Here is a 21,372-nt window from a genome sequence, read left to right on the forward strand (position 1 = left end):
AGGTGACCTCGTCGGCCAGCCGCAGCCGCGGCCCGGAGGTCAGCGTTGCACCGCTCCGGTCAGCTCGGCGGCCCGGGCGACGGCGGCGTCGCGCGCGGCGCCGGTCTCGGCCTCGGTGAGGGTCCGGTCGGGAGCGCGGAAGCGCAGTGCGAAGGCCAGCGACTTCTGGCCCTCCTCGATCTGCTCACCCGTATAGACGTCGAACAGCCGGATCGACTCCAACAGGTCGCCGGCACCCTCACGCAGCGCGGCCTCGACCGCCGCGACCGTGACCCCGGCGTCGACGACGAGCGCGACGTCCTCCTTGGCGAGAGGCATCGTCGAGAAGTCCGGTCCCGGGGTCACGTCGGCGGCCGCCGCCATCAGCGCGTCGAGGTCCAGCTCGACCGCGGCGCTGCGGGCGGGGAGACCGTAGGCGGCGCACACGCTCGGGTGCAGCTCACCCGCGTGGCCGAGCTGGACGCCGTCGATGCTGACCAGCGCGCACCGGCCGGGGTGCCAGGGCATCCGGGCGGCCGCGCCGACCTCGACGCGCACACCGAGGTCGGCCGCGAGACGTCGTACGACGGCCAGGGCGTCGGTCCATCCGGCGTCGGTGCCGGCCCCCCACCAACCCGCACGCCGCCGCTCGCCGGCGAGCACGACGGCGAGGTGCTGCGGCTGCACGGGCAGCGCCTCGACCAGCTTCTCGAGCTCAGCCTCGCTCGGGCGGGTGTGGACGCCGTAGATCGGCGCCGCACCGTTGTCGGCGGGGAAGGCGACCGTGCCGGTCTCGAACAGCGCCACCCCGGGCGCGCCACGGCCGACGTTGCGGGAGGCGGCCTCGAGCAGCCCCGGCAACAGAGTGGTGGTGTAGGCCGGCTCCTCGCTGGAGAGCGGGTTGGCCAGGCCGACGGTGACGCGCAGCGGGTCGCCGGCGGGCAGGCCGAGCTTGTCGAAGGTCGCCTCGCCGACGAACGGGAAGCTGACCACCTCGACCAGGCCCGCTCCGGCCAGGGTGCGGCCGACCCGGCGGCGCAGCCGCTGGGTGCGGGTCAGGCCACGCCCGGTCGCCCGTCGCGGGAGCACGCTCGGCACCTGGTCGTAGCCGACGATCCGGACGACCTCCTCGACCAGGTCGTAGGGGTCGTTGATGTCGGGGCGCCAGGCCGGCGGGACGACCTCGATGGTGCCGGCGTCCTGCTCGGTCACCGTCGCGCCGACGGCACGCAGGCTCTCGACCGTCGTCATCGCGGTGATGTCGATGCCGCTGAGCCGGGCCGGCAGGTCGGTGGCGATGGTGATCGCGGTCCGCTCGGGGGCGGTGCCGACGAGGGTGAACCCCGGCTCGGCGGTCGCGCCGCCATGCTCGACGAGCAGCTCCACGACGCGGTCGGCGGCGACACCGGGCAGCAGTGGGTCGACGCCACGCTCGTTGCGCTTGCCGGCCTCGGACGTCAGCTTGTGGCGCCGCCCGGTGCGGAACATCGAGACGGCGTCCCAGTGGGCCGCCTCGACCAGGATCCGCGTGGTCGACCCCGACATCTCGGTGGTCGCGCCGCCCATCACGCCGGCGAGACCGATCGGGCCGGAGTCGTCGGTGATGACGAGGTCCTCGACCGACAGCTTGCGGACGGCGTCGTCGAGCGTGGTGACCTGCTCGCCCTCACGGGCACGACGGACGCCGAGCGCGCCGACGACCTTGTCGGCGTCGTAGCCGTGGATCGGCTGGCCGAGCTCGAGCATCACGTAGTTGGTGATGTCGACGGCGAGCGAGATCGAGCGCATGCCGGCCTGCTCGACACGTCGCTTGATGAACTCGGGGGTGGGAGCGGCCGGGTCGAAGCCGCTGACCAGCCGCGCGGCGAACACCGGGCAGCCGGCCGGGTCGTCGACGACGACCTCCCAGGCCTTGCCGTCGGCCGCGGGGAGCTCGCGGACGGCCGGATCGGCGAACGGGACGCCGAAGCCGAGCGCCGCCTCACGGGCGACGCCGCGCAGCGAGAGGGCGTAGGCACGGTCGGGGTTGATCTCGAACTCGATGACCTCGTCGTCGAGTCCGAGCAGACCGAAGACGTCGTCACCGGGAACGCCGGCGTCGGGCGGCAGCACCAGGATGCCGTCGTGGTCCTCGCCGATGCCGAGCTCGCGCACCGAGCAGATCATGCCGGCCGAGACATGGCCGTAGGTCTTGCGTGCGGAGATCACGAAGTTCCCCGGCAGCACGCCGCCCGGGAGGATGACGACCACGAGGTCGCCCGGAGCGAAGTTGTGCGCGCCGCACACGATCCCCTGCGGCTCGCCCGTGCCGTTGGCCTCACCGACATCGACGGTGCACCAGTTGATGGTCTTGCCGTTCTTCTGTGGCTCCGGCTCCTTGGTGAGGACGCGGCCGATGACGAGCGGGCCGGTGATGTCGGCCGAGTCGATCCCCTCCAGCTTGAGGCCCAGCGCGGTCAGCCGGTCCGTCAGCACCTCGGTGGTGACCTCGGCCGGCAGGTCGACGAGCTCCCGGATCCAGGAGACAGGGGCCTTCACAGTTCACTCCCGAATGCCGTGGTGAAGCGCACGTCGCCCTCGAACAGGGTGCGCAGGTCCTCGAGGCCGTGCCGGAACATCAGGGTCCGGTCGATGCCCATGCCGAAGGCGAAGCCCGAGTAGCGCTCGGAGTCGATGCCGCAGGCCTGGAGCACGCGCGGGTTGACGATGCCGCAGCCGCCCCACTCGATCCAGCCCTCGCCGCGACAGGTGCGGCAGGTGTCGGGGCCCTCGCCTTTGAGCCCGGTCCCCCGGCAGACGAAGCAGGTGAGGTCGACCTCGGCCGACGGCTCGGTGAAGGGGAAGTACGACGGCCGGAAGCGCGTCGTGATGCCCTCGCCGAACATCTGGCTCGCGAAGTGGTCGAGCGTGCCCTTGAGGTGGGCCATCGAGATGCCCTCGTCGATGGCCAGGCCCTCGACCTGGTGGAACATCGGCGAGTGGGTCGCGTCGTACTCGTCGGTGCGGAAGACGCGGCCCGGGCACACGACGTAGATCGGGGCCTCCTCCGTGACACCGCGGGTGAGCATCGTGCGTGCCTGCACCGGGCTGGTGTGGGTCCGGAGCACGACGTGGTTGTCCGCGGGCTCGGTCCAGAAGGTGTCCTGCATGGTGCGCGCCGGGTGGTCCGGACCCAGGTTGAGCGCGTCGAAGTTGAGCCACTCGGCCTCGATGACCGGACCCTCGGCGACCTCCCAGCCCATCGCGACGAAGATGTCGGCGATCAGCTCGGCGCCGGTGGTCAGCGGGTGGCGGGCACCGACCGGGAGCTCGTCGGTCGGCAGCGTCACGTCGACGGCCTCCTCGACGAGGATCCGTGCCTCGTGCTCGGCCTCGAGCACCTCCTGCCGCGCGGCGAGCGCCTGGTTGACGGCGCCGCGGGCCTGGCCGACCCGCTGGCCGGCCTCCTTGCGGGCCTGAGGCGGCAGCGCGCCGATCTCGCGGTTGGCGAGCGCGAGCGGCGAGCGGTCGCCGGCGTGCTCGCTGCGCACCGCCTTGAGCTGCTCGAGGTCGGCGGCGTCGGCGATGGCGGCCAGCGCGGCGTCGCGCGCGGCCTCGAGCTCAGCGGGGCTCACGGCGGCGACCTCCACGGGGTCGTAGTCAGTGTTCGGGCCAGACATGTCGGCGCCAGTCTAGGAACCCGGGCCGCCCGACAGCGAACCGGTATTCAGTCCGGGAAGGTGTCGGCGATCGCGGTCAGCCTGGCGACGTACGACGGCCAGTCGAATCCGTCCGGCACATTGCTCGTCGCGGGGCGCAGACCGGCGGCCCCGTCGACCTGCTCGCGGAGGATGTCGGCCTGGCCGGCGTGCCGCTGGAGATCGCACAGCACGTGCACGGCGATCTGGTGCAGGGTGGTCGCGGAACGGTCCTCGGCCCACCACGGGACCCGGCCGGGGGTGTCGAGCGGAAGCTCGACCAGAGCGGCGTCGGCGAACGCGCCGACCCGTGCGTAGAACGCGACCAGCTCGGCGGCCGGGAGGTCGGCCGGGACCGTCCAGTCCGCCTGTGGATCGGCGTCGTAGACGTCCATCGGGATGAGCGCCGGGTGGTCGGGCTCGGGCCAGGTGCGTGCGAAGGTCGGGCCGAAGTAGCCGATCTCCACGTTGGCGCAGTGCAGCACGATGCCGAGCAGCGTGGTCCCGGTGGGCGTGCGCGGCAGCCTCAGCTGCCGCTCCCCCAGACCCTCGAGCTTCCAGAGCAGCGCCTCGCGGGCGCGGGCCAGGTAGTGGCGGAGCACGTCGACGGGCTGGTCGGCCTCGGTCATGGGCTCATGGTGCCACGGCGCGCATCCGGGGCCAGGTCGTGACGATCCGCGCGCCGCCGCCGGGGCGGTCGTCGACGACGATGGTGCCGCCGTGTGCGCGGACCAGGCCGCGGACGATGTAGAGGCCGAGGCCGGATCCGCCGCCGGTGCCCTCGGTCCAGAACTTGGTGAAGATCCGCTGCCGCAGCTCGGGGGCGATCCCCGCGCCCTCGTCGGTGACGGTGACCGCGACCTGGTCGAGGTCCTCCCGCCACAGGCCGACCCGCACCCGCACGGTGCCGCTGCCGTGGCGCACGGCGTTCTCGACGATGTTCGTGAGCACCTGCATCACCTTGTCGGGGTCGGCGTCGACCGAGGGCAGGTCCGGCTCGACCTCGAGCTCGATGGGCGTGGAGGTCACCACGGTCATCGACTGGTGGACCGATGCGGCCTTGCGGCCCAGGTCGGTCGGCCGACGGTGCAGCTGGAGCCGGCCGGTGTCGATCCGGGCGACGTCGAGGAGCTCGGTGATCAGCCGGCTCAGCCGGTCGGCATCGGCACTCGCCGTGGTGAGCATCAGCCGCTTCTGGTCGTCGCTGAGCTTGTCCCAGCGGACGAGGAGGGCCTGGACGAACCCCTTCACGCCGGTGAGCGGCGAGCGCAGCTCATGGGCCAGGGTGGCGACGAGGTCGGAGCGGTCGCGGTCGAGGCGGGCCCGTCCGCGCCCGGAGCGCAGGTCGACGGCCACCGCGCTCACCGGCCCGTTGCGCTCGGCGCGGTGCAGGCGCGCGGTCACGAGCACCTCGGTGCCGTCGGGGAGCAGCCAGGACTGCTCAGGCACGCCGGTGCGGGTGGACAGCCCACCGTACGGCGCGTTCGCGTCGGTCCACGACCGCGCGTCGTGATCGGTGAGCGCCAGCACCTCGCCGAGCGGGCGGCCGACCAGCTCCGGGGCGGGGCCGAGGCCGAGCATCCCGGCCGCCACCGCGTTCACCGCACGCACCCGGCCGTCGGCTCCGGCGACGACGACGCCGTCCGGAAGGAGGTCGAGGGTGTCGTTCACCGGCTCATCATGGCGCGAGCGCTGGCGTAGAGACAGACCGCAGCCGCCGTGGCGAGGTTGAGCGACTCCGCGGCACCGAGGACCGGGATCCGCACGCGATGGTCGGCGAGCGCCGCCAGCTCGTCGGGGAGGCCCCAGGCCTCGTTGCCGAACAGCCAGGCCGTGGGCCGTGCGAGCAGCTCGTCGGCGGCGAACAGGTCGACCTCTCCCCCGCCGTCGGCGGCGAGCACCGTGAGGCCCGCCGCCCGGGCCCGTCGTACGGCGGCCGCCGGGTCGCGCTCGAGGGCGACCGGGAGGTGGAACAGGCTGCCCACGGTGGCCCGGACGGTCTTCGGGTTGTAGGGGTCGACCGCATCGCCCGCGAGGACGACGGCATCGGCACCGGCCGCGTCGCTGGTGCGGATGACGGTGCCGGCGTTGCCGGGGTCGCGCACGTCGGCGCAGATCGCGAGCAGCCGGGGGGCGGCGGGAAGATCGCTCTCGAGGAACCGGCACACGGCGACGAGGCCGGCCGGGTTGACACTGTCGCTGAGCCCGTCCATCGCCCGCTCGTCGACCAGGGTCACCGGCGCGGCGCCGAGCAGGCCGGCGTACTCGGTGGCAGCGGCGGACGTCGCGAAGACCTCGACGACGCAGTCCTGCCCTGAGTCGAGCACCGTCGCGAGGGCGCCCTCGACGGCCTTCGGGCCGTCGGCAAGGAAGAGCCGCCGCTCGGTTCGCACCGAGCGGCGGCTCAACTTGCGTGCTTCCTTGACGCGGGCGTTGCCCGCGGCCAGAGGAGTCATCAAGCCAGGCGAAGTGGCGACTAGGCCGATACGCGAGGCGCGTTGACGTCCTCGGGCAGCGCGGCCTTGGCCTGCGCCACGATCGCCGAGAAGGCGGCCGGGTCGTTGACCGCGAGGTCGGCGAGGATCTTGCGGTCGACCTCGATGCCGGCCAGGTTGAGGCCCTGGATGAAGCGGTTGTAGGTCAGGCCCTCGGCGCGGGCGGCCGCGTTGATCCGCTGGATCCACAGGCGGCGGAAGTTGCCCTTGTTCTTCTTGCGGTCGTTGTAGCTGTAGACCAGGGAGTGGGTGACCTGCTCCTTGGCCTTGCGGTACAGCCGCGAGCGCTGGCCGCGGTAGCCGCTGGCCCGCTCGAGGGTGGTACGACGCTTCTTCGCCGCGTTCACTGCGCGCTTGACGCGTGCCATCTTCTTACTCCTTGTTGCTTAGCTCAGGTGCGGACGACGGCCGGTCAGAGACCGAGCATCTTCTTCGCGCGCGGGACGTCGTTCTTGGCGACCTCGACCGTGCCGGTCAGGCGACGGGTGACCTTGGAGGCCTTCTTCTCGAGGTTGTGGCGCTTGCCGGCCTTCTCGCGAAGGATCTTGCCGCTGCCCGTGACCTTGAAGCGCTTGCTGGCACCGGAGTGCGTCTTGTTCTTCGGCATTGCTCTCTCTCCTATGACGAGGTCTCAGGCGTCGATCTCGGGGTCGAGATTCTCGGAGCGACCCCGCTCCTTCTTCTGCGCCGCCGGCTTCTGGGCGACCCGCTCGGCCTGGGCGGCGGCATCGAGGGCAGCCTCGGCCTCACGCTCGGCGCGACGCTCCTCCTTGGCCGCCTTCACCTCGGCTTTGGCCTCGGCCTTCTTCTTGTGCGGACCGATGACCATGGTCATGTTGCGGCCGTCCTGCTTGGGGTTGGACTCCACGAAGCCCAGCTCCTGCACGTCCTCGGCCAGCTTCTGCAGCAGCCGGTAGCCCAGCTCGGGGCGGTGCTGCTCCCGACCACGGAACATGATCGTGATCTTGACCTTGTCGCCGGCCTTGAGGAAGCGAACGACGTGACCCTTCTTGGTCTCGTAGTCGTGCGCGTCGATCTTGGGCCGGAGCTTCATCTCCTTGATGATGACGTTGGTCTGGTTCCGTCGTGCCTCACGGGCCTTCTGGGCGTTCTCGTACTTGAACTTCCCGTAGTCCATGAGCTTGCAGACAGGGGGCTTCCCCATCGGCGCGATCTCCACCAGGTCCAGGTCGGCCTCCTGCGCGAGCTTGAGTGCCTGGTCGGTGGGGACGATGCCGACGGTCTCTCCGTTGGGTCCCACGAGCCGGACCTCGGGAACCCGGATCCGGTCGTTGATGCGCAGCTCGGTGCTGATATGTCCTCCAAACTCGTTCGGTCGGGAGGCCTTCTGGCCACAGGTCCAGGCCTGTGAAATGAAAAGAGGCTCCCGCTAGTCCAAGCGGAAGCCAGTCACGAGCCACCTCGATCGTGAATCGATGTGGCTCTCCATGGACCCGACCCGACGACCTGGCGGCCGCTGCGGGTGGGAGACGATGGTGCTGGTCCCCGCTTGTGGATCTGTCATGCAGGCATGACGGATCGGTCAACGCAGGATGTTACCGGGATTGTTCCCGGAGGACCTAATCACCGGAGCCGAGCCAGCCCCAGCCGCCGTCGTCGAGCCGGACCGGCGTCCACTGAGCGGCGACCCGGTGGAGGTCGTCGTCCGCGAGGACGAAGGCATGAGGCCCCGCGACGTCGACCACGAGCGCGTGGGCGCCCTCCTGCACGGCGGTGGCGGCGGCGAGGTGGGCGGCGACCGGCACCGGCCGCGCCTGCGGGTCCCAGGCGCCCAGCGCGGCGAGATCGGTGAAGGCCAGCAGCGCCATCCGGCCGTCGGCGCCGGTCAGCAGGACCGCCGCCATGTCACTGGACTTGTCGCGGACCAGACCACCTTCTTCGGCGGGGCCGACCTCGACCTCGCCGAGGACCGCGACCACCGGCACCAGCAGCCGGGCCGGCCCGAGGGCGGCCAGCACCTCCGGGTACGACGCCGCGCCGGCGTCGTACGCCCGCAGGGTCCGGGCGAGAGCCGCGTCGGCGGCACCGTCGTCGTCGACGTACGCCGAGCCCTGGATCCGACGGGCGTCGGGACGCGGTGGGGTGCTCACGTGTCGATCATCCCATCCGTGGAACGATGACGAGGTGCAGCACCAGTCGTCCATCACGCGCACCCGCCTCGCGGCGCGCCTGCGCGAGGCCGTCGCGGCCTGGCCGGATCCCCTGTCCACCCCGGTGTTCGTCGTCGACCTCGACGCCTTCGACGCCAACGCGACCGACCTGGCCCGCCGGGCGGGCGGCACACCGATCCGTGTCGCGTCCAAGTCGATCCGGGTCCCGTCCCTGGTCGGACGGGCGCTGGCCGCCGACGGGTTCACCGGCGTCCTGGCCTACACCCTCGCCGAGGCACTGTGGCTGGCCGACCAGGACGTCTGCGACGACATCGTGGTCGCCTACCCGAGCGTGGACCGCGCCGCGCTGTCCACGCTGGTCGCCTCACCGCGGGCCGCGTCGCGGGTGACGATCATGGTCGATGACGTCGCCCACCTCGACCTCGTCGACGGCCTGCGTGCGTCGACGGCAGTGCCGATCCGGGTGGCGATCGACGTCGACGCCGGCCTGCGCTGGGGCGGCCAGGCCGTCGGCCCGAAGCGCTCCCCGCTCTACGACATCGGCGCGGTCACCGCGCTGGCGCGCGCGGTCCTCGACCGACCCGGGTTCCAGCTGGTGGGCGTGATGACCTACGAGGGCCAGGTCGCCGGCGTCCCGGACGCGGTGCCGCACCAACGTGCCAAGTCGGCGATCGTCCGCAAGCTCAAGCAGCTCTCCGTGGCCCAGCTCCGGGTCCGGCGCAGCGCCATCGTCGAAGCCCTGGACACCCTGCGCGGGCAGGGCGACTTCTCGGGCCTCGAGTTCTGGAACGCCGGTGGGTCCGGCTCGATCGAGTCGTCGGCGGCCGACCCGGTGGTCACCGAGGTGACGGCCGGCTCCGGCCTGCTCGCACCGACCCTGTTCGACCACTACGAGGCCTTCGCCCCCACCCCGGCCGCCTTCTTCGGGCTGCCGGTGACCCGTCGTCCGTCGGCGGGCGTGGCGACGGTGCACGGTGGCGGGCTGATCGCCTCCGGCCCCGCGGGGGCGGACAGGTCGCCCACGCCGTGGGCGCCGGCCGGGCTGAGCCTGACCGGGCTCGAGGGTGCCGGCGAGGTGCAGACACCGCTGGTCGGCACCAACGCGGGAGCGCTGGCGATCGGTGACCTGGTGTGGTTCCGGCACGCCAAGTCGGGTGAGCCGTTCGAGCACGGGCGGGGCGTGCTGCTCCTCCAGGGCGAGCGGTTCGTCGAGGAGGTCCCGACCTACCGTGGTCACGGCCTCGCCTTCTGACCTCCCGGCACAGGTCCTCGCCGCCGCGCTGTCACGGCCGCCGACGCTGGGCACCGGCCGGCTGGTCTGCGTCGACGGCCTGGCCGGCTCGGGCAAGACCACGCTCGCCCGCGGGCTGGCCGCCCTCGCGCCGGAGGCCGTCGTGCTCGGCACGGACGAGATGCTCGAGGGCTGGCCCGGTCTGCCGGGGCTGGGTGCGTCCGTCGAGGCACTGCTGCGACCGCTGGCCGCGGGAGGTCCCGGACGCTGGCGCCGCTGGGACTGGTACGCCGACGGCTGGGCCGAGACCCGGACACTGGAGCCCGGCCCGCTGCTGGTGCTCGAGGGCGTCGGCAGCGCCGCGGCGGCGTACGACGACCTGGTGACGCTGCTGGTCTGGGTGGAGGCGGACCGCGACGTCCGCCTGGCCCGATGGCTGGAGCGCGACGGTGAGAGCATGCGGCCACACTGGGACTCCTGGCTGGCCGACGAGGAGGCGCTGCACGCCCGGGAGGGCACCCGGGCCCGGGCGGACCTGGTCGTGCGGACCTGAAGGTCGCGACCTCCCGCCTCCGGACCGGTTCTTCCCGATTCGCCACGTCGGAAGGTAAAGCCGCCTAGGTTGCGAGACAGGCGTGCCTCCCTCACGCTGCTCCCTCTGCTCCCAAGGTGGCGCCATGCACCGCTCTCTCGGTCTTCGACGTGCAACGAGCTCCTTCCTGGTCGGCGCGCTCGCGCTGGCGGGCCTGACCGGACTCACCATCGCTCAGGCACCACCGGCTGCCGCCGACGACAACACGCTCTACGTGGCCCAGGGAGGTACCAACGCCGGCAACAGCTGTCAGACGAAGGCGACGCCGTGCGCGACGATCACGTACGCCCTGACGGTGGCCGGATCGAATCCGACCGTCCACCTCTCCGGCACCATCTTCGACAACATCGAGCCCAGCGGGCCCCTCACCATCACCGGCCTCGACGCCGCCAGTCCCGCGGTGATCGACGGCGGCTACACCGACCGGGTGATCTACAGCAGCTTTGCGCTGACCTTGCGCGGACTCACCATCACCCACGGCCACGCCCCGGATCTCGGCGGCGGCGGCGGGTTGTTGGTCGACGGCCCCACGGTCCTGCTCGACCGGGTCGCGGTGAGCGCCAACCGGTCCGTGTCCCGAGGCGGCGGCATCTCGAGCAACAGCAATCTCACCGTCATCGACAGCACGATCAGCAACAATGTCGCCGCCTATCCGTGCCTCGACGGCGCCTGCGTCAACAGCCAGGGCGGCGGGATCTACGTCAACTTCGGCACGCTGGCGGTCGCGAGGAGCACCTTCACCGGCAACACCGCCCTCGGCAGCGGCGGCGGCGGGGCCGTCTCGATCCGCGGCGGGGGTCTGGTGACCGACTACACGATCTCGGGCAGCACGTTCACCGGGAACACCGCCAGCGCGTTCGGCGGGGGTGCCATCGAGGTCCCGGGCACGGCGAACGGCGTGGTCCGGAACTCGACGTTCACGGGCAACAGCTCGGCGATCCAGACCATCGGCACCGGCACCTCGACCTTGACGGGCACGACGATCACCGGCAACGCAGGCATCGGCCTCGGGGCCTTCAACGTCGGCGGCTGGCAGGTGGCCGGGTCGATCATCTCGGGCAACGGCGACGACTGCAACACCGCCCCCGGGAGATACGTCTCGGGCGGCTACAACGTCGTGGGCGGCAGTTGCGCGCCGGCCGGGACGGACACCGTCACCGCCGCACCGAGCCTTGCCGCACTGGCTGGCAACGGCGGCCCGACGCAGACCCGGCTGCCCAACGCCGGCAGTCCGGCACTCGCCCAGGTCCCGGTCGGCACGACGGTCTTCGGGACCGCTCTGTGCGCACGCAAGGACCAGCGTGGCATGCCCGGTCCGGCGGCCGGCCAGACCCGGTGCGCCGCCGGTGCGGCCGAGCCCGGCGCCGGCGCGGCACCGGCGTTCACCAGCCCGGCCAGCGCGACACGAGCGACCCTGACCACCCTGAACATCGCGGTCACCACCAGCGGAGCCACGCCCACCCTCGCGGTCTCGGCCGGCACTCCCCTGCCTGCCGGCGTGACCTTCACCGACAACCGCGACGGCACCGGCATGATCGGCGGGCCGGCGCCAGGCCCCGGCACCTACCACTTCACGGTCACCGCCACCAACAGCATCGGCGGCACCGTCAGCCAACCCTTCACGCTGACGGTCGCCAAGGCCGGCCAGGCGGCCCTGGCCCTGACCTCACTCAACGGAACCGCCGGAACCCCCCTGACCTTGACCAGCAGCGGCGGGTCCGGCACGGGAGCCGTCACCTACTCCGCGTCGAACGGCACCGCGACCGGTTGCGCCGTCACCTCCGGCCAGCTCACCACCACCAGCACCACGGCGGGCACCTGCACCGTGACCGTCACCAAGGCCACGGATCCGACCTACCTGGCCATCTCGTCCCCACCCACGACGGTGACCCTCCGCCAGACGCAGGCGCCGCTCATCGTCACCTCACTCAACGGCACCGTCGGCACGCCGATGCCCCTGACGGTGACCGGCGGCTCCGGCATCGGCGCCGTCACCTACACCGTCACGAACGGGACCGCGACCGGCTGCGCCATCGCCGCCCTCGCACTGTCCACCACCAGCCCCGGCACCTGCATCGTCACGGCCACCAAGGGCCAGGACGCGACCTGGAAGGCCCGCTCGTCGGCTCCGACCGCGGTCACGATGCGCCTCAACCAGGCCATGCTCACCATCACCTCGCTCACCGGCGTCGTCGGCACGCCACTCCCGCTCACGAGCAGCGGAGGCAACGGCACGGGCCTGGTCTCCTACGGCGTCACGAACGGCAGCGCCACCGGCTGCGTCATCAGCTCGGGAAAGCTGAACGCGAGCACCGGTGGCACCTGCACCGTCACGGCGACCAAGGCACAGGACGCGACGTACAACGCCCGGTCCTCCGCACCGACGGCCGTCACCCTCAGGCTGCCCCAGACCCCGTTGACGATCACCTCGTCGAGCGCGCCCACCGGCAGCCTCCTACCTCTGACCACCGCGGGCGGATCGGGCACCGGGGCGCTGAGCTACACCGTCACGGACGGCACTGCGACCGACTGCGTCCTGGTCGGCACGAACGTCGCGGCGTCGTCGGCCGGCACGTGCATCGTGACCGCGACCAAGGCAGGCGACGCGACCTATGCGCCGAGGTCGTCATCCCCCACCGCGGTCTCCTTCACGTCAGCCCAGGCCGCTCTCGTCGTGACCTCGACCAGCGGGACCGTCGGTACGCCCCTGACCATCACCACCTCCGGGGGCAACGGCACGGGAGCTGTCACCTACAGCGTCGCCAACGGCACCGCCACCGGCTGCACCATCACCTCCGGCCAGCTCGGTGCGACGACGTCCGGCACCTGCACGGTGACCGCCGCCAAGGCCGGTGACGGCACCTTCGGACCGGTCTCGTCGGCACCGACGACCGTCACCCTCGGCAAGGCCACCCAGACGGCCCTGACGCTGACGTCGACGAGCGGCACCTTCGGGTCGGCACTCACCCTCACCACCTCCGGGGGCAGCGGAACGGGAGCCGTCACCTACGGCGTCGTCAACGGAACGGCCACCGGGTGCGCCATGAGCTCCGGCGTCCTCACGAGCACCAGCACCGGCACGTGCACCGTGACGGCCACCAAGGCCACCGACGCGACCTACCTCGCCAGGTCGTCGGCTCCGACGACGGTGACATTCGTCAAGGCCGCCCAGGCCGCCCTCACCGTCACCTCGATCGCCGGCGTGCAGGGCGCTCCCCTCCCGCTGACCACGTCCGGCGGCTCGGGGACCGGTGCCGTCAGCTACACGACCGTCGACGGCACGGCCACCGGCTGCGCGGTCAGCCCCGCCGCGCCGTACACCTTGGCGGCGACGGGGCTGGGCACCTGCATCGTCACCGCGAGCAAGGCCACGGACACCAACTACCTGGGCAACAGCTCGGCACCGACCACGGTGACCTTCGACCTCGCCACGGTCGCCCAGCAGGCCCCTGTCACGTCGGTGGCGACGACGACCCGTCTCACCATCAAGCGGGTCAAGGTCCGCGGTGCCTGGAAGCGGCGCTTCGCGGTCCAGGTGCTGCCGGCGGCGCCCGGGACGGCGGCACCGCCGGGCACGGTCACCATCAAGATCGGAGCCCGCACCCGCTGCACGATCAGCCTGGCCCAGGGCGTCGGCAGGTGCCAGCTCGCGGAGAAGGGACTCCCGGCTCGCCGGGCCCGGGTGCAGGCGAGCTACCTCGGCGGCCCGACCTTCCAGGCGTCATCGGTGACGGTGCGCAAGCGGTTGCGCTGAGCCGTCAGGCCTGATGGCCCGCGACGAGCGCCCGCAGCTCCCGGACGGCGGTCGCGGCGCGGGCGCCGTCGGAGGCGTGGATGCCGAGCAGCGAGATCTTGTGGTCCTCGCCCTGCTGTAGGTGCGGCCACGGCGCGCCCTGGGGCATCCGCACGGTCCCGACCTCGGCCCAGGAGAGCCGGCGGGTGCGGTAGCCGTTGACGATCGTCAACCCGTCGGCGCTCGCCACGACCCGCGAGCGGGCCAGGCCGTTGAGGAGGAACAGGCCCAGCAGGATGAAGAAGACCACGGTCACCTTCTCCAGGTTGTTGACCCGGGCCCTGGTCTCGTCGTCGAACTGGATCCACAGCCACGCGAACGCACCGACCAGGACCACACCGAAGGTGGCCGCCGCGATCCGCGGGCCGAGGGGCCGCCAGGTGCGCGGCACGGTCGGCAGCGCACCGCCGTTCGTCGTCACGTCAGAGCCGGCAGGCGTGGATGTCGGTGGTCAGGATCGCGCGCGCGCCCAGCGCGTACAGCTCGTCCATCACCCGCTGGGCGGTGGACCGCGGCACCATGGAGCGGACCGCGACCCAGCCCTCCCGATGAAGCGGGCTGACCGTGGGGCTCTCGATCCCGGGGGTGAGCGCGATGGCCTGCTCGACCTTCTCGGCACGGATGTCGTAGTCCATCATCACGTAGGCCCGGGCCACGAGGACGCCCTGCAGCCGGCGGGTGAAGACCTCCAGGGCGCCTGGATCGGCGCCCTCGCGGGTGATCATCACGCCCTCGGACTCGAGGATGACGTCGCCGAAGACCTCGAGTCCGGCGGCGCGCAGGGTGCTGCCCGTCTCGACGACGTCGGCGATCGCGTCGGCCACGCCGAGCTGGATGCTGGTCTCGACCGCGCCGTCGAGCCGGACGACCGAGGCGTCGACGCCCAGTTCGGCGAGGTAGCGCTTGACCACGCCGTCGTACGACGTCGCGATCCGCTTGCCTGCCAGGTCGCGCACGTCCGAGGCGGTGCCGGGACGGGCCGCGAAACGGAACTTCGAGCGGCCGAACCCGAGCTGGAGCGACTCCGCGGCCGCGGAGTGCGAGTCGAGGAGGAGGTCGCGGCCGGTGATGCCGGCGTCGAGGGTGCCCTCACCGACGTACAGCGCGATGTCGCGCGGGCGCAGGTAGAAGAACTCGACCTCGTTGTCCGGGTCGATCTTGGTGAGCTGCTTGGAGTCCGAGCGCTGGGCGTAGCCGGCCTCGCGCAGCATCCCCGAGGCAGCCTCGGAGAGAGCCCCCTTGTTGGGGACGGCGATCTTGAGCATGGTGCCTTCCTAGTGAGGCCGGGGCCTCAGAGGTGTGCGTAGACGTCGTCGAGCGAGAGACCGCTCGCGATCATGAGGACCTGGGCGTGGTAGAGCAGCTGGCTGATCTCCAGCGCGGTCGCGTCCTTGCCCTCGTGCTCGGCGGCCATCCAGGACTCGGCGGCCTCCTCGATCAGCTTCTTGCCGATCGTATGGACGCCCGCGTCGAGCGCCCGGACGGTGCCGGACCCCTCGGGTCGCGTGGCTGCCTTGTCGCTGAGCTCTGCGAACAGCTCGTCGAACGTCTTCACGGGAGGTCAGCCTACGGCGTCGCCGCTGGCCGACCTGCGCCGGTCTCAGCCCGTGTAGCCGCGGGACCGGATCCGCTTCAGCGTCGCCGCGGTCTGCAGGGCCGCCGACGCGGCCTCGTAGCCCTTGTCCTCGTGGGAGCCATCGAGACCGGCCCGGTCCAGCGCCTGCTCCTCGGTGTCACAGGTGAGGACCCCGAAGCCGATCGGGGTGTGGTGGTCGAGGGAGACCCGGGTGAGACCGTCGGTGGCGGCGTTGCAGACGTACTCGAAGTGCGGCGTGCCGCCCCGGATGACCACGCCCAGCGCGATCACCGCGTCGTAGGACGGCGCGAGAACGGCCGCGGTGACCGGCAGCTCGAAGGTGCCGGGCACGCGGACCACCACGGGCGCCTCGACCTGGTGGTCGGCGAACGCGCGCTGTGCTCCCGCGATCAGGCCGTCCATGACCTGGGTGTGCCAGCTCGCGGCGACCACCGCGACCCGGAGGTCGTGGCAGTCGACGGGAGCGATGTCGGGAGCGCCGTGTCCGGCCATGTCAGTTGGCTCCTTCGAGATCCAGGTCGGGAAGGTCGTGGCCCATCCGGTCCCGCTTGGTCAGCAGGTAGGCGAGATTGTGGCCGTTGGGGTGCGGGGTGAGCGGCACCCGCTCGGCGACGCGGACGCCGTAGTCCTCGAGCGAGGAGACCTTGTCGGGGTTGTTGGTGAGCAGCCGGACCTCGGAGACACCGAGGTCCTTGAGGATCTGGGTCGCCGCACCGTAGTGGCGGGCGTCGGCCGGCAGCCCGAGGTCCAGGTTGGCGTCCACGGTGTCCCGGCCGCCGTCCTGCAGCTGGTAGGCCTGGAGCTTGGCGACCAGCCCGATGCCCCGGCCCTCGTGGCCGCGCAGGTAGATCACGATGCCGCTGCCGGTCTCGACGATCCGGTCCATCGCCTCGTTGAGCTGGGGACCGCAGTCGCAGCGGCTGGAGCCGAACACGTCGCCGGTCAGGCACTCCGAGTGCACCCGCGTGAGGACCGGGCCGTGGTCGCCGAGGGTCTCCGGGTCGCCATAGACGAGCGCTACATGCTCGCTGCCGTCGACGGTGATGGTGTAGCCGATCGCGGTGAAGTCGCCGTGGCTGGTGGGCAGGCGGGTCTGCGCCTCCCGCACGACGTGGCTCTCGACGCGGCGGCGGTGCCGGACCAGGTCCTCGATCGAGATCATCGCCAGCCCGTGCTCGTCGGCGAAGGCGCGCAGCTCGGGAGCGCGCTTCATGGTGCCGTCGTCGTTGACCACCTCGACCAGCACACCGGCGGGCGTGAGCCCGGCCAGGCGGCACAGGTCCACGGCGGCCTCGGTGTGGCCGCGGCGGACGAGCACGCCACCCTCGCGGTAGCGCAGCGGGAACACGTGGCCCGGCCGGGTCAGCTCCCACGGCTCGGTCGCCGAGTCGGCGAGCACCCGCACGGTGTGGGCGCGGTCCGCGGCGGAGATCCCGGTGCTCACGCCGTCACGGGCGTCGACCGAGATCGTGTACGCCGTGCGGTACGCGTCCTTGTTGTGCGGCGTCATCAGCGGGATCTCCAGCCGGTCCAGCATCGTGCCCGGCATCGGGGCGCAGATGACGCCGCTGGAGTAGCGGATCGTGAAGGCCATCAGCTCCGGCGTCGCCTTGCTGGCGGCGAAGATGATGTCGCCCTCGTTCTCGCGGTCCTCGTCGTCGACGACCACGACGGCCTTGCCCGCCGCGATGTCGGCGATCGCGCGCTCGACCGGGTCCAGTCGCACCGCCATGCTCAGTTCTCCTTGTCGCTGGGGCTGGTGTAGGCGCGCATCAGCTTCTCCACGTGCTTGGCGATGATGTCGACCTCGAGGTTGACCTCGTCACCGACGGCGCGGAGGCCGAGGGTCGTCCGGGCGAGGGTCTCGGGGATCAGGCTGATGGTGAACGTGCTGTCGCCGGCCTCGACGACGGTCAGCGAGGTGCCGTCGACGGTGATCGAGCCCTTGTCGACGAGGTAGCGGCCGAGATCGGCCGGCATCGCGATCTCCACCACCTCCCAGTGCTCGCTGGGGGTGCGCGCGACGACCCGGCCGACGGCGTCGACATGGCCCTGCACGATGTGGCCGCCCAGCCGCTTCTCGGCGGTGACCGCGCGCTCCAGGTTGACCCGGGCGCCGACGGCGAGGCCACCGATGCTGGTCTTGGCGAGCGTCTCGGCCATCACGTCCGCGGTCCAGGTCGTGTCGGTGCGCTCGGCGACGGTCAGACAGCAGCCGTTGACGGCGATCGAGTCCCCGAGGCCGGTGTCGGACAGCGTCACCTCGGAGGCGATGGTGAGCCGGACCGCGTCCCCCTGGTCCTCGACGGCGGTGACGGTGCCTAGCTCCTCGACGATCCCGGTGAACATCAGGCCGTTCCTCCCATGGTCGGTCCTTGTCTGGTGGGTCTCATGATCATGCGCACGTTGGCCTCCGTGCCCTCGCCGACGACGGTGGTGTCGACGAGCTCGAGGTGCAACGCGTCCGCGATGGTGCGGATTCCGAGCTTCCCGACGGCCGAGCGGCCCGCTCCGAGCAGCATCGGGGCGACGTAGGTGACGACCTCGTCGACCAGGCCCGCCTGCAGGAAGGCGGCGGCCAGCGTCGGGCCGCCCTCCAGGAAGACGTGGTGCCGGTCGTGGTCGGCGTACAGCGCACGCAGCGCCGCGGCCGGGTCGTGGGTGCGCAGGTGCACCGTCGGCGCGACGTCGTCGAGGACCCGGCGATCGGCCGAGAGGTCGCGCTCTCCCATCACCACCCGCAGCGGCTGCGCGTCGCGGGGCAGCGGCCGGTCGGCGTCGTCGCGGACCGTGAGCTGCGGGTCGTCGACCTCGACGGTGTTGGTGCCGACGAGCATCGCGTCGCACAGTCCGCGCAGCAGGTGGGTGTCACGGCGGGCGGGCCGCGACGAGACCCAGCGGGACGTGCCGTCGCCGGCGGCACTGCGACCGTCGAGGGTGGTCGCGAACTTCCAGGTGACGAACGGCCGGCCGTTGCGGTGCGCGAAGGACCACGCCCGGTTGACCTCGGCCGCCTCGTCGGCGAGCAGGCCGGCGTCGGTCTCGATGCCGGCGTCTCGCAGGGTCTCCATGCCGCCCGCGGCCCGCGGGTTGGGGTCACGCTGCGCGATCACCACCCGGGCCACCCCCGCGGCGATCAGCGCCTGCGCGCAGGGGCCGGTCCGTCCGGTGTGGTTGCACGGCTCCAGGGTCACGACGGCGGTCGCGCCCCGGGCCCGGTCCCCGGCCACGCCCAGCGCCTCGACCTCGGCATGGGGCGTGCCCGCGCCGCGGTGATATCCCTCCCCGACGACCGATCCGTCAGGGGCGAGCAGCACGCAGCCGACCCGTGGGTTGGGGTGCAGCGGCACCCCGGGGCTCACTGCCAGCGTGAGCGCACGACGCATCGCGTCGTACTCACGGGTGAAGGTCTCCGCCACCGGCCACCGCCTCTCGTCGTCCTGGGCGCGGACTCCGGGGCTTGCCTGGCGTGCGACGGACTCCCGATGCGGGGCGTCCGTCGGACACTCGTGCGTGCACTTCCCATCCGGACTTTGACCGTCGGTCCAGGAATCACACCTGGTCAACCGATCACTGGCTGCGATCGGGTCGCGGACTGTTACCGCCGGTTCGGATTTTCACCGACCCCAGAGCACGCGAGCTCTTGGGATCCATGGTGGCATACCGCGACACGCCGCGTCGTGTGGGTCCGGTCACTGGGACCTGGCGTGGGTAGCGTCGCGCGCATGTCGTATCCCCCTCCCCTGTACGACGGCGACGGCGAGGTCTCGGCCTGGGTGCGGCCAGACAGCGACGGTCCCGACCTCGTCTATCCCAACGGCAACCGGGTCCACTACCTAGCCCGTGGCGAGGCGACCGGCGGGCTGTTCGGGCTCTACCGCTGGGAGTTCTCCGAGGCGGTCAGCGGCCCGAGCCCGCACTTCCACCGCAGCATCGCCGAGTCGTTCTACATCCTCGAGGGCGAGGTGCGGATCCACACGGGTGACGGCTGGACGACGGCGCGTCCCGGCGACTTCCTCCACGTCCCGCCCGGCGGCATCCACGGCTTCCGCAACGAGTCGGGCGCCCCGGCGTCGATGCTGCTTCACTTCGCTCCGGGCGCCCCGCGCGAGCCCTACTTCGAGGGCCTCGACCGGCTCGCCCGCGGCGAGGAGTGGGCGCCCGAGGAGTACGACGCGTTCATGCTGGAGCACGACAACATCTGGGTCACGGAGTAGGCGCCCGCTCAGCGCGGGCCGGCGCGGGCCGGCGCGGAACTGGCGGCGTCCGGTCGTGCGGCGAGAGAGCTGTCCGCGGGCTGCGGTGGGGTGGCCGGTTCCATTCCGAAAGGCAGCGACGAGGAAGGTCGGGAGGGGGCCGGGTTCGGCGGTCGGGCTACGGTCCGGAGGCCGTGGTTCGGGCACTTCTGTCACCGATGGTGACGTTGGCTCTCCACACCCCACCGATCGAGTTTCCCTTGTCCACAAGCGGGTTTACGGCGCTTTGAAGTGTCGTAGCCGGGTGGGAGAATCCAGGCATGGATCTCGGAACCCAGCCCCGCACGACAGCCTCGCTGCTGTCCGGGCTGCGCGCCGAGGTCGAAGGACGCCAGGCCTCCCTGGTCCGCGAATGGGCGGGCATCGTCGAATGGGCCGGCGACCACATCATCGACAGCCCCGAAGGCGCGGCGACCATCACCGAGGACTACCTCGACACCGGCGTCCCGATCGCCGGACCAGGTGCACCCCTGGTCAGCGAGTTCGCGTTGATGGAGCTCATCGCGGTCCTGGGCCGCACCCCGGACGGTGGCCGTGCGTATGTCGGGCGGGTCATCGAGTGCGCCTGGCGACTCCCCAACGTCTACGCCGCCGTGGTCGCGGGGCGGTTGGCGCCGTGGCGGGCCGAACGGATCGCCGACCTCACCCGCCCCCTCTCAGCCGACGCGGCGGCGTTCGTGGACCGGCAACTCTGGGATGCCTCCGGGGTCGGGTGGGCACAGCTCGAACGCCTGGTGGCCGAGGCGATCGTCCGGTTCGACCCCGAGCAGGCCGAGGCCGAACGACGGGCCGTGGCTGACGGTCGTCGGTTCGACATCGGTGGGGTCGACGAGCACGGTCTGGTCCACCTCGACGCCCTCATGGATGCCGCCGACGGGCACGACCTCAACCAGGCGGTCGCCCGACGAGCCGAGACCCTCGGTCGGCTCGGTGACGACTCGGCGTTGGATGTGCGGCGCTCCAAGGCAGCGGCCGAGCTCGCCCGCCAGGACCTCGCCCTGGACCTGCTGATCCCCGACCCCGACACCGGAGAGGTGATCGCGACCGTCCCGGGCCGCAAGGTGATCCTCAACGTCCACATCACCGACACCACCATCAGCGACGATCACCCGTTGGCGAACCCGGTCGGTCGGTGGGAGGAGGGTCGCTGCCCGATCACCTCGGTCCAGATCCGGGAATGGCTGCGGACCAAGGACACCACGATCATCGTGCGACCGGTCATCGACCTGGCCGACCATGTCCCCGTGGGGTCCTATGAGATCCCCGACCGCCACCGCACCCGCGTGAACCTGCGCGACCACGCCTGTCGGTTCCCCCACTGCACCCGACCCGCGCAACGCTGCGACATCGACCACGCCCGACCCTACGGTCAGGGCGGACTCACCTGTCCGTGCAACGAGGTGGCGCTATGTCGACGGCACCATCGAGCGAAGACCCACTCCACCTGGGCCTACGACACCCCGATGCCGGCCACCTACATCTGGACCAGCCCCACCAGCCACCGGTTCCGCGTCGACCACCACGGCACCCACCCCATCCACGACACCGACGACCCCAGCCCACCGGACGAGTAGCCACCCCGCCCCACACCCCGCCTCCCGGCGGGGATCGTGGCGTGCT

General features: G+C 71.8%; 21 protein-coding genes and 1 riboswitch. Of the genes, 5 read left to right on the top strand and 16 right to left on the bottom strand.

Features of this window, described 5'->3' with window-relative positions:
* Positions 1-39 precede the first annotated feature (39 nt).
* From pheT to KVF89_RS02695, 9 genes are all read right to left on the bottom strand, one after another.
* Complete coding sequence (gene pheT / locus KVF89_RS02655) at positions 40-2,517, bottom strand: phenylalanine--tRNA ligase subunit beta (RefSeq protein WP_257423119.1); 2,478 nt, start codon at positions 2,515-2,517, stop codon at positions 40-42.
* On the bottom strand, positions 2,514-3,638 hold the full coding sequence (gene pheS, locus KVF89_RS02660; RefSeq protein ID WP_257423121.1) for a phenylalanine--tRNA ligase subunit alpha: 1,125 nt from the start codon (positions 3,636-3,638) through the stop codon (positions 2,514-2,516). Before pheS ends, pheT begins: the two co-directional genes overlap by 4 nt.
* Before the next feature lie 47 nt (positions 3,639-3,685).
* A complete protein-coding gene (locus tag KVF89_RS02665) occupies positions 3,686-4,285 on the bottom strand; it encodes a DinB family protein (RefSeq protein ID WP_257423123.1) in 600 nt (199 codons plus the stop codon).
* A 4-nt stretch (positions 4,286-4,289) separates the two neighbouring features.
* Positions 4,290-5,327: a sensor histidine kinase gene (locus tag KVF89_RS02670; RefSeq protein WP_257423124.1), complete on the bottom strand. Its 1,038-nt coding sequence runs from the start codon at positions 5,325-5,327 to the stop codon at positions 4,290-4,292.
* On the bottom strand, positions 5,324-6,112 hold the full coding sequence (locus tag KVF89_RS02675; RefSeq protein ID WP_257423126.1) for a TrmH family RNA methyltransferase: 789 nt from the start codon (positions 6,110-6,112) through the stop codon (positions 5,324-5,326). Before KVF89_RS02675 ends, KVF89_RS02670 begins: the two co-directional genes overlap by 4 nt.
* Positions 6,113-6,132: 20 nt before the next feature.
* Positions 6,133-6,519 carry a 50S ribosomal protein L20 gene (gene rplT / locus KVF89_RS02680; RefSeq protein WP_257423128.1) on the bottom strand — a complete coding sequence of 129 codons (387 nt, stop codon included), beginning with the start codon at positions 6,517-6,519 and terminating at the stop codon, positions 6,133-6,135.
* Positions 6,520-6,563: 44 nt separating this feature from the next.
* Positions 6,564-6,758, bottom strand: coding sequence for a 50S ribosomal protein L35 (gene rpmI, locus KVF89_RS02685; RefSeq protein ID WP_028654205.1), 195 nt, complete (start codon positions 6,756-6,758; stop codon positions 6,564-6,566).
* Positions 6,759-6,782: 24 nt separating this feature from the next.
* Positions 6,783-7,412 (bottom strand): translation initiation factor IF-3, encoded by a 630-nt coding sequence (gene infC, locus KVF89_RS02690; protein ID WP_235319263.1) that lies wholly within the window; start codon positions 7,410-7,412, stop codon positions 6,783-6,785.
* Positions 7,413-7,731: 319 nt separating this feature from the next.
* Positions 7,732-8,262: an SseB family protein gene (locus KVF89_RS02695; protein WP_257423134.1), complete on the bottom strand. Its 531-nt coding sequence runs from the start codon at positions 8,260-8,262 to the stop codon at positions 7,732-7,734.
* Positions 8,263-8,296: 34 nt separating this feature from the next.
* Here KVF89_RS02695 and KVF89_RS02700 point away from each other — a divergent pair, with 34 nt between their 5' ends.
* From KVF89_RS02700 to KVF89_RS02710, 3 genes are all read left to right on the top strand, one after another.
* The gene (locus tag KVF89_RS02700) at positions 8,297-9,535 is read left to right on the top strand and encodes an amino acid deaminase/aldolase (RefSeq protein ID WP_257423136.1); all 1,239 of its coding nucleotides are present in this window, start codon (positions 8,297-8,299) and stop codon (positions 9,533-9,535) included.
* The gene (locus KVF89_RS02705; RefSeq protein WP_257423138.1) at positions 9,513-10,067 is read left to right on the top strand and encodes a uridine kinase family protein; all 555 of its coding nucleotides are present in this window, start codon (positions 9,513-9,515) and stop codon (positions 10,065-10,067) included. The genes KVF89_RS02700 and KVF89_RS02705 overlap by 23 nt, the downstream gene beginning before the upstream one ends.
* A 124-nt stretch (positions 10,068-10,191) precedes the next feature.
* Positions 10,192-13,860, top strand: a complete 3,669-nt coding sequence (locus KVF89_RS02710) for a beta strand repeat-containing protein (protein WP_257423139.1) — start codon at positions 10,192-10,194, stop codon at positions 13,858-13,860.
* Positions 13,861-13,864: 4 nt separating this feature from the next.
* Here KVF89_RS02710 and KVF89_RS02715 read toward each other — a convergent pair whose 3' ends face one another.
* From KVF89_RS02715 to ribD, 7 genes are read right to left on the bottom strand one after another with little or no spacing between them, the layout of a single operon-like run.
* Positions 13,865-14,320, bottom strand: a complete 456-nt coding sequence (locus tag KVF89_RS02715; protein WP_257423141.1) for a PH domain-containing protein — start codon at positions 14,318-14,320, stop codon at positions 13,865-13,867.
* Between the two features lies 1 nt (position 14,321).
* Positions 14,322-15,164 (bottom strand): ATP phosphoribosyltransferase, encoded by an 843-nt coding sequence (hisG, locus tag KVF89_RS02720; protein ID WP_257423143.1) that lies wholly within the window; start codon positions 15,162-15,164, stop codon positions 14,322-14,324.
* 26 nt (positions 15,165-15,190) lie between these two features.
* On the bottom strand, positions 15,191-15,454 hold the full coding sequence (locus KVF89_RS02725; protein ID WP_257423145.1) for a phosphoribosyl-ATP diphosphatase: 264 nt from the start codon (positions 15,452-15,454) through the stop codon (positions 15,191-15,193).
* Positions 15,455-15,499: 45 nt separating this feature from the next.
* Complete coding sequence (ribH, locus tag KVF89_RS02730; RefSeq protein WP_257423147.1) at positions 15,500-15,988, bottom strand: 6,7-dimethyl-8-ribityllumazine synthase; 489 nt, start codon at positions 15,986-15,988, stop codon at positions 15,500-15,502.
* Position 15,989: 1 nt separating this feature from the next.
* Entirely contained in the window at positions 15,990-17,228 is a 1,239-nt protein-coding gene (locus KVF89_RS02735; protein ID WP_257423149.1) for a bifunctional 3,4-dihydroxy-2-butanone-4-phosphate synthase/GTP cyclohydrolase II, read from the bottom strand.
* A 2-nt stretch (positions 17,229-17,230) separates the two neighbouring features.
* Positions 17,231-17,845, bottom strand: coding sequence for a riboflavin synthase (locus KVF89_RS02740; protein WP_257423150.1), 615 nt, complete (start codon positions 17,843-17,845; stop codon positions 17,231-17,233).
* Positions 17,845-18,882: a bifunctional diaminohydroxyphosphoribosylaminopyrimidine deaminase/5-amino-6-(5-phosphoribosylamino)uracil reductase RibD gene (ribD, locus tag KVF89_RS02745; protein ID WP_257423826.1), complete on the bottom strand. Its 1,038-nt coding sequence runs from the start codon at positions 18,880-18,882 to the stop codon at positions 17,845-17,847. The genes KVF89_RS02740 and ribD overlap by 1 nt, the downstream gene beginning before the upstream one ends.
* Before the next feature lie 123 nt (positions 18,883-19,005).
* Positions 19,006-19,135, bottom strand: a riboswitch (FMN riboswitch).
* A gap of 86 nt (positions 19,136-19,221) precedes the next feature.
* Between ribD and KVF89_RS02750 the strand changes: the two genes are divergently transcribed.
* Together KVF89_RS02750 and KVF89_RS02755 are read left to right on the top strand one after the other, a co-directional pair.
* Positions 19,222-19,713, top strand: coding sequence for a cupin domain-containing protein (locus tag KVF89_RS02750; protein WP_257423152.1), 492 nt, complete (start codon positions 19,222-19,224; stop codon positions 19,711-19,713).
* A 299-nt stretch (positions 19,714-20,012) separates the two neighbouring features.
* Entirely contained in the window at positions 20,013-21,326 is a 1,314-nt protein-coding gene (locus KVF89_RS02755; protein ID WP_257423153.1) for an HNH endonuclease signature motif containing protein, read from the top strand.
* Positions 21,327-21,372 lie beyond the last annotated feature (46 nt).

Origin of the sequence: Nocardioides carbamazepini, from assembly GCF_024614185.1 — a bacterium.
GTDB classification, from domain to species: Bacteria; Actinomycetota; Actinomycetes; order Propionibacteriales; family Nocardioidaceae; genus Nocardioides; species Nocardioides carbamazepini.

Bases quoted from the DNA above. Each gene is read 5' to 3' on its own strand.
- ribD (WP_257423826.1), bottom strand. From the start codon at position 18,882: ATGCGTCGTGCGCTCACGCTGGCAGTGAGCCCCGGGGTGCCGCTGCAC.
- KVF89_RS02755 (WP_257423153.1), top strand. From the start codon at position 20,013: ATGGATCTCGGAACCCAGCCCCGCACGACAGCCTCGCTGCTGTCCGGG.
- KVF89_RS02675 (WP_257423126.1), bottom strand. From the start codon at position 6,112: ATGACTCCTCTGGCCGCGGGCAACGCCCGCGTCAAGGAAGCACGCAAG.
- KVF89_RS02740 (WP_257423150.1), bottom strand. From the start codon at position 17,845: ATGTTCACCGGGATCGTCGAGGAGCTAGGCACCGTCACCGCCGTCGAG.
- rpmI (WP_028654205.1), bottom strand. From the start codon at position 6,758: ATGCCGAAGAACAAGACGCACTCCGGTGCCAGCAAGCGCTTCAAGGTC.
- ribH (WP_257423147.1), bottom strand. From the start codon at position 15,988: ATGGCCGGACACGGCGCTCCCGACATCGCTCCCGTCGACTGCCACGAC.
- rplT (WP_257423128.1), bottom strand. From the start codon at position 6,519: ATGGCACGCGTCAAGCGCGCAGTGAACGCGGCGAAGAAGCGTCGTACC.
- hisG (WP_257423143.1), bottom strand. From the start codon at position 15,164: ATGCTCAAGATCGCCGTCCCCAACAAGGGGGCTCTCTCCGAGGCTGCC.
- pheS (WP_257423121.1), bottom strand. From the start codon at position 3,638: ATGTCTGGCCCGAACACTGACTACGACCCCGTGGAGGTCGCCGCCGTG.
- KVF89_RS02665 (WP_257423123.1), bottom strand. From the start codon at position 4,285: ATGACCGAGGCCGACCAGCCCGTCGACGTGCTCCGCCACTACCTGGCC.
- KVF89_RS02750 (WP_257423152.1), top strand. From the start codon at position 19,222: ATGTCGTATCCCCCTCCCCTGTACGACGGCGACGGCGAGGTCTCGGCC.
- KVF89_RS02710 (WP_257423139.1), top strand. From the start codon at position 10,192: ATGCACCGCTCTCTCGGTCTTCGACGTGCAACGAGCTCCTTCCTGGTC.
- KVF89_RS02735 (WP_257423149.1), bottom strand. From the start codon at position 17,228: ATGGCGGTGCGACTGGACCCGGTCGAGCGCGCGATCGCCGACATCGCG.